General features: G+C 46.3%; 6 protein-coding genes. 5 read left to right on the forward strand and 1 reads right to left on the reverse strand.

What is annotated here, in order from left to right:
- Window positions 1-356 precede the first annotated feature (356 nt).
- The 5 genes from GX419_01475 to GX419_01495 all read left to right on the forward strand — a co-directional run bounded on the left by GX419_01475 (window position 357) and on the right by GX419_01495 (window position 5,822).
- A complete protein-coding gene (locus GX419_01475) occupies window positions 357-1,247 on the forward strand; it encodes a DUF3078 domain-containing protein (GenBank protein NLI23361.1) in 891 nt (296 codons plus the stop codon).
- A 208-nt stretch (window positions 1,248-1,455) separates the two neighbouring features.
- Window positions 1,456-2,157 (forward strand): ABC transporter ATP-binding protein, encoded by a 702-nt coding sequence (locus GX419_01480; protein ID NLI23362.1) that lies wholly within the window; start codon window positions 1,456-1,458, stop codon window positions 2,155-2,157.
- A gap of 4 nt (window positions 2,158-2,161) precedes the next feature.
- A complete protein-coding gene (locus GX419_01485; GenBank protein NLI23363.1) occupies window positions 2,162-3,397 on the forward strand; it encodes an ABC transporter permease in 1,236 nt (411 codons plus the stop codon).
- Window positions 3,398-3,410: 13 nt separating this feature from the next.
- Window positions 3,411-4,676 carry an ABC transporter permease gene (locus tag GX419_01490; protein ID NLI23364.1) on the forward strand — a complete coding sequence of 422 codons (1,266 nt, stop codon included), beginning with the start codon at window positions 3,411-3,413 and terminating at the stop codon, window positions 4,674-4,676.
- 27 nt (window positions 4,677-4,703) lie between these two features.
- A complete protein-coding gene (locus GX419_01495; protein NLI23365.1) occupies window positions 4,704-5,822 on the forward strand; it encodes an efflux RND transporter periplasmic adaptor subunit in 1,119 nt (372 codons plus the stop codon).
- Window positions 5,823-5,836: 14 nt separating this feature from the next.
- On the opposite strand, the gene GX419_01500 is transcribed toward GX419_01495, so the two are convergent.
- Window positions 5,837-6,795 (reverse strand): SPOR domain-containing protein (locus tag GX419_01500; protein NLI23366.1); only part of this gene is annotated, 959 nt, incomplete at its 5' end.

Below are 6,795 nucleotides of genomic sequence, written 5' to 3' on the forward strand. Positions count from 1 at the left end.
TCAAAAAAATCAGAAATCAGAAATCAGAAATCTCGAATCACAAATCTTTCGTTTATCGATTGTTGATTTCGATTTGGGCTTTGTGCGCAGGGTTTGTGGTTTGGTATTTGTGATTTGTGAGTTGTGATTTTTAATTTGAGATTTTCCAGTCCCGAGTAAACAATTGGGTAGAACGTTAAGCGGAGAATAAACTGATGAACACTATTTCTTTACGCTTTACGCTCAGCATGAAAATGAGCGATCTGCATGCGGCCGGGGAAATAACCGCTTTGAGAGATCATCGATCAACGGAAAATGACCAGGACACTGAATAAATAAATGAACATTTCGTTATTATTGTAAAAACAAAAACACCTATGCGCAAAGGGTATCTGCTGTCTGTTTTATTCCTGACTACCGCAATTTCCGCGCCTGCGCAGGACTCCATAAAGCACTGGAAAACCAGCGGACTGGCCGCTCTCAACTTCAACCAGCTCAGCCTGACCAACTGGGCTGCCGGGGGTACAAGCTCCCTGTCGGGCACAGCATTGTTCAATTTTTCCGCCAACTATACCAAAGATAAAAATGCATGGGAAAATACCCTGAACCTGACCTATGGCCAGCTCAAGAGAAACGGAGAAAAACCCGTTAAAAGCGATGATAAAATTGAATATGCCTCCAAATTCGGACGAAAAGCCACAAGCACCTTCTTTTATACGTTTCTTTTCGGTTTCAGAAGCCAGTTTGCCCCCGGGTACAAATCACCGCAGGATAAAGAAATCATTTCCAACTTCCTCGCCCCGGCCTACATCAACCTGGCGGTTGGTATGGACTATAAACCTGCCGAAGGATTCTCCTTTTACCTCTCCCCGGTATCAGGAAGGATAACTATTGTAAACGACGATAGTCTTTCAGCTAAGGGAGCTTTCGGAGTTGAACCAGGTAAAAAGACACGATATGAGTTCGGAGGGTATTTTAAAGCGGCCATTAATAGAAACATAATGGAGAATGTAAACCTGCAGACTTCCGTCGATCTCTTCAGCAACTACATTAAGAATCCCGAGAATGTTGATGTTAACTGGCAGATCCTGCTGGGTATGAAAATCAATAAATATCTCTCAGCCAACATTTCTTCCCAGCTTATCTATGACGACGATATTAAAATAGGAAAAGACGAAAACAATGACGGAACAATCGCACCGTCAGAAAAAAAGCCCCGCATCCAGTTCAAGGAAGCCTTTGCCGTTGGATTAGCCTATAAATTCTGATGCATGCGCTTCCAGGCTCCGGGCAACTTATTATATAGAATCTGAAACGGCTTTTCCGGTGTCCGTTTTTGAACATTCCTTGTATCATTTCTGAACAGTTCCCATTTCTTCTTTCAAAAGGAAAAATGGATTAACAATCTAATATTCTGCTTTCTAATATTTCCGGCATTATAATTGTATGTAAATATCCAACTAAAACCCAAAGCTGATGATTCTGATGAAGAAAGTCCATAAGTCGTATATTATGGGCAACAACAGTCTGCATGTACTCAAGGGGATTGATCTTTCCATTGAAGCCGGCGAAATGGTTTCCATTATGGGTTCCTCGGGTTCAGGAAAGTCAACATTACTCAATGTCATTGGTCTGCTTGACACTTACGATGCCGGGGAATACTATCTGGAAGGGAAACTGGTAAGAGAAATGAATGAGACCCAGGCGGCCCGGTTGAGAAACCGTACCCTCGGATTTGTTTTTCAAAGCTTCAACCTGATTGCATTCAAAACGGCTCTTGAGAATGTTGCTCTTCCTTTGTACTACCAGGGGGTAAACCGAAAAAAACGTAACGCCATTGCACTGGATTACCTTGAGCAGGTTGGTCTTAGGGAATGGGCAGATCATCTTCCCAGCGAACTTTCCGGGGGTCAGAAACAAAGGGTAGCCATAGCCAGGGCACTGATTGCACAACCGAAGGTAATTCTTGCCGATGAACCTACGGGTGCCCTGGATTCACAGACATCCATTGAAGTAATGGAAGTGCTCCGGGAAGTAAACCGGAAAGGAATTACCGTCATCATCGTTACGCATGAACAGGATGTTGCCCAGCGCACTGACAGGATTATCCGCATAAAGGACGGAGTTATCGGCGAAAACATCCTCCTCAGACCTTCCGTTGAACATATTGCCGTTTAGTACCATGGGACTTTTCGATTTTGATAACTGGCAGGAGATTATCTCAACTATTAAGAAGAATAAACTCCGCACATTCCTGACAGGTTTCAGCGTTGCCTGGGGCATCTTCATGCTGATGATACTTCTGGGTTCCGGCAATGGGTTGCAGAATGGGATTGAATATCAGTTCAAAAGCGATGCCACCAACACCCTCTGGCTATGGAACGGAACCACTACCAAACCCTATAAAGGCATGCAGGCCGGCCGGCAGATTAATTTCACCAATGAGGATTACGATTTTGTAAAAAACATGGTTCCGGGTGTGAAGGAAATTTCTGCCCGTTATTTTCTCTGGCAGAACCGCATTGTATCGTACAAAAAGGAATATGGTTCCTTCGACCTGCTGTGTGTGCATCCCGATATGCAGGTAATAGAGAATCCGACGCTTACAGAGGGTAGGTTCCTGAATGAAATCGACATACAGAAAAACAGAAAGGTAGCCGTTATAGGGTTACCCGTTAAGAAAGCCCTTTTCAAGAACGGCGAAAACCCGCTGGGAGAACTGATTAAAGTGAACGGCGTTCTTTTTCAGGTAGTGGGTGTTTTTACCGATCAGTATGAGCGCGATGAGCAACGTATCTACCTGCCCATTTCCACCACACAGATGATTTTCGGAGGAGGAAACCGCATTCATAATCTTACACTTACCACTGACCTTTCGCCAAAAGAAAGCGAGCAACTGGAAAAGAATCTCAGGGAAAAGCTGGCCCAGCGACACCGGTTTGATAAAGATGATATGGGCGCCCTGTACATAGGAAACCGGCTCAAAGAATACAAGCAATTTCAGAATCTCTTTCTGGGGATAAAAATCTTTGTCGGTATTATTGGCCTGTTCACCATCATTGCCGGCATTGTGGGGGTTAGCAATATTATGATCATAGTGGTAAATGAGCGCACAAAAGAAATAGGCATACGAAAAGCCATAGGAGCAACACCCTGGTCAGTAATTCTGATGATTGTGCTGGAATCGGTTGTAATAACTGCAATGGCAGGCTATATCGGACTGGTAGCCGGAATCGGCCTTCTGGAGCTGATTTCGGCCAATATGCCGGCTACTGAATTTTTCAGAAATCCGGAGGTGGATTTTTCTGTTGGCGTCAGCGCCACGCTGATTCTTGTCCTGGCCGGAGTCATTGCCGGATTCTTTCCGGCTCTTCGTGCCGCCCGCATTAAACCAGTACTTGCACTGAAAGACGAATAAAAACATTCCCGGTATGTTTGACAGAGACAAATGGCACGAAATATACAGTTCGCTGAAAGCAAATAAACTCCGCACCTTCTTTACTGCTTTCGGGGTTTTCTGGGGCATTTTTATGCTCATCATAATGATGGGCTCGGGCAACGGACTCCAGCATGCAGTATTCGACGGATTCGCTGATTTTGCGACCAACAGCGCCTTCGTTTTCACCCGGCAGACAACCATTCCGTACAAAGGATTTCCCCGCGGCCGTTACTGGAACATGCACAACTCCGATATGCAGGCGCTTCTGGAAAACATTCCGGAAATCGACGTGCTTGCTCCCCGGCTTCAACCATGGGGTGGAAACGGAGACAACAATGTGGTGCGGGGACTTAAAACAGCATCCTATAGCATTTTCGGCGATTATCCGGCCTTTAACCGCATTGACCCGGTTGATATCATTCAGGGCCGGTTCATTAATGATGTGGATATCAAGGAAAAAAGGAAAGTGGCCGTCATAGGAAACCGGGTAAAAGCCGAGCTTTTCGGCCCGGAAGAAAATCCTCTGGGACAATACATCCGTATCAAGGGAATATACTTTCAGGTTATTGGAGTATTTGAACCCAAAAACAAAAACATTTCCTTCGGGGGGGACAAGGAAAAATCGATTCATATTCCTTTCACCACCATGCAGGTAGCCTATAATTTCGGCGATGTGGTGCACTACTTTATGGTAACTGCCAGAAAAGGCACACCGGCTTCGGTGGTTGAGGAAAAATGCCTTCGCATTCTCGGGGAACGAAACAATATTTCGCCACAGGATGAACAAGCCTTTGGTCATTTTAATATGGAAAAAGAATTTAAAAAGATGACCGGTTTGTTTACTGGTATCCGGGTGCTAATATGGATTGTCGGCATAGGAACCCTTTTTGCCGGGGTAATTGGTGTGAGCAATATCATGCTGATCATTATCAAGGAACGGACAAAGGAAATAGGGATTCAGCGGGCTATTGGGGCCACTCCGTGGCGCATCATCAATCAGGTGCTTACCGAATCGGTTACTCTTACAGCCATTGCCGGAAGTTTTGGTCTTATGCTTGGCGTAGGTGTGCTCGCTGCCGTTAATCAGGCTATGGGAACGCAGACAAGCGGCGACACCATGTTTAAAAACCCGGGGGTAGAACTCAATATAGGAATAGCAGCCCTGGTCATCCTGATTGTTGCCGGCCTGATTGCCGGACTGATTCCTGCCCGCAAGGCTGTCAGCATGAGACCTATTGACGCATTGCGCTATGAATAAAATGAACGTTTAAACCAAATACAAATTATGAAAAAAGTTTTTCGCATTACTCTGGTTCTGGTTTTTGTCGCCCTGTTTGTGGCCACCTTTGCCTATCTGTATTCAAAATCAAGGAAAAAGCCGGTAGTGTATGAAATCAAGAACCCGGAAATTACGAACATCGTTAAAAAGACTGTAGCCACCGGTTCGGTTGTTCCCAGAAAAGAAGTGGCCATAAAACCCCAGGTTTCAGGTATTATTGAAGCATTGTATGTTGAAGCCGGACAGAAGGTCAGGAAAGGAGATCTGATTGCCAAAGTACGGATTATTCCCGACATGGTAACGCTCAACAATGCGGAATCAAGGCTAAAGAGAGCACAGATTAACCTGGAAGATGCCAAAATGGTTTACGAACGGCAAAAGAAGGTCTATGAACAGGGAGTTATACCCGAAGCTGAATTCCAGCAGTACCGTCGTGATTACAACAATGCGCTGGAAGAGCTGGAAGCCGCTGAAAATAACCTTCAGCTGATTCGCGAAGGGGTTTCGAAAAAGGCAGGGACTGTAACCAACACCCTGATCCGTTCCACCATTGACGGCATGGTGCTCGATGTACCGGTTGAAGTAGGAAATTCGGTAATTGAAGCCAACAATTTCAACGAAGGCACTACCATTGCCAGTGTGGCCGACATGGGGGAAATGATTTTCAAAGGGAAAGTGGATGAAACCGAGGTTGGGAAACTGAAGCCCGGAATGCCGCTGGTATTGCGCATAGGCGCCATAGAAAACGAAACCTTTGATGCTTTTCTCGAGTACATTGCCCCCAAAGGAAAGGAAGAAAACGGAGCCATTCAGTTTGAAATCAAGGCAGCGGTCAAACTCAAGGATAAATCCTTCATCAGAGCCAATTACAGCGCCAATGCCGACATTGTCCTGGAGCGGGCCGACAGCGTGCTGGCTGTGGAGGAATCCCTGCTCAAGTTCGAAAAAGATTCTGCCTACGTGGAAGTTGAAACTGCCACTCCACAGGTATTTGAAAAACGGTTTATCAAAACAGGACTTTCAGACGGAATCAGAATTCAGGTGCTGGAGGGTCTTTCAAAGGAGGATAAAATAAAAGGGCCGGAAAAGAAAGACGCCTCCAAGGAACAGGATAAAAAAGGCTAAACCTTCTTGAGGTTTTATGGATTCTGCATCATCTGTTCCAGTTCCCTTGCCCTGATGAGCGAGATGCGTTTGCCCTGAAACCAGGAAACAATAAACGCCTCGGGAAACCCGTATTCCTTCACCTTTTTCAGTGCTTTTTCAGCGGCACTGATGGAACGGAAGGATCCGGCATAGTACCGGATGATGCCTGATTCAGGTGCACGCTCGCCTGTAACCGGGTACAATCCCCTGAACATATCGGGCTTCATCGGTTTGCTGAAAGCACCGATCTGGATGCGATAAATCACACCTTCAGGAAAACCCAAATCCAGAGGAATAGGAGAATTTGCCGAATAAGGCGAAACCGTTCTGATTTCGAAAACATCTCCCGTATCAGTTGCTTTAACCGGCGGAACAGCGGATAGAGTGTCCCTGGAGGAAGGCTTCTGCGCCGGATCGGCCACCCCTGTTTTTTCTGAATCCTTCTTCATGGTGGAAGCAGATTCGCCCGCTGATGAATTTCCGGCAGGTTCCTTAGCAGGAGGCCGGTACCTGGGAATTTCCTTCTGCAGGTATTTCATTTCCATTTCCCGGGCCAGCGAATACCGCACATTGGCAAGGTTCTGCAGGCTGTCGGCTTTGCTGAAAAGAGCAGAAATCTGACGGGAACGGCGGGTCCGCTCGGCAGGTTCCTTCACCTCTGAAAGATTTTTCTTCTGTTCCTCGGCCACCCTCAGTATGGAATCGGACTTCAACTGCAGTCGCAATGCTTCGTTCAGCAGGGCAAGATACCCTGACTGATCTTCCCCTGACATAACTACAGGTGGTGTTGCAGGCTGGGTTCTGCTCCTTCCGTTTTCCGGCTTCTTTTCCTGCCGGATTGTTTCCTTTTCCGCACCGGTTGCTGATGCCCCGGTAATATAAGGTACTCGTTCAGGAAAATGGGAAAGGGTAACCGGATCGTTCAGCTTCGGGAGGGATTGAGCTTCAGACA

This window comes from Bacteroidales bacterium (assembly GCA_012517825.1).
Taxonomy (GTDB): domain Bacteria; phylum Bacteroidota; class Bacteroidia; order Bacteroidales; family JAAYUG01; genus JAAYUG01.

Bases quoted from the DNA above. Each gene is read 5' to 3' on its own strand.
- GX419_01475 (NLI23361.1), top strand. From the start codon at position 357: ATGCGCAAAGGGTATCTGCTGTCTGTTTTATTCCTGACTACCGCAATT.
- GX419_01480 (NLI23362.1), top strand. From the start codon at position 1,456: ATGATTCTGATGAAGAAAGTCCATAAGTCGTATATTATGGGCAACAAC.
- GX419_01485 (NLI23363.1), top strand. From the start codon at position 2,162: ATGGGACTTTTCGATTTTGATAACTGGCAGGAGATTATCTCAACTATT.
- GX419_01490 (NLI23364.1), top strand. From the start codon at position 3,411: ATGTTTGACAGAGACAAATGGCACGAAATATACAGTTCGCTGAAAGCA.
- GX419_01495 (NLI23365.1), top strand. From the start codon at position 4,704: ATGAAAAAAGTTTTTCGCATTACTCTGGTTCTGGTTTTTGTCGCCCTG.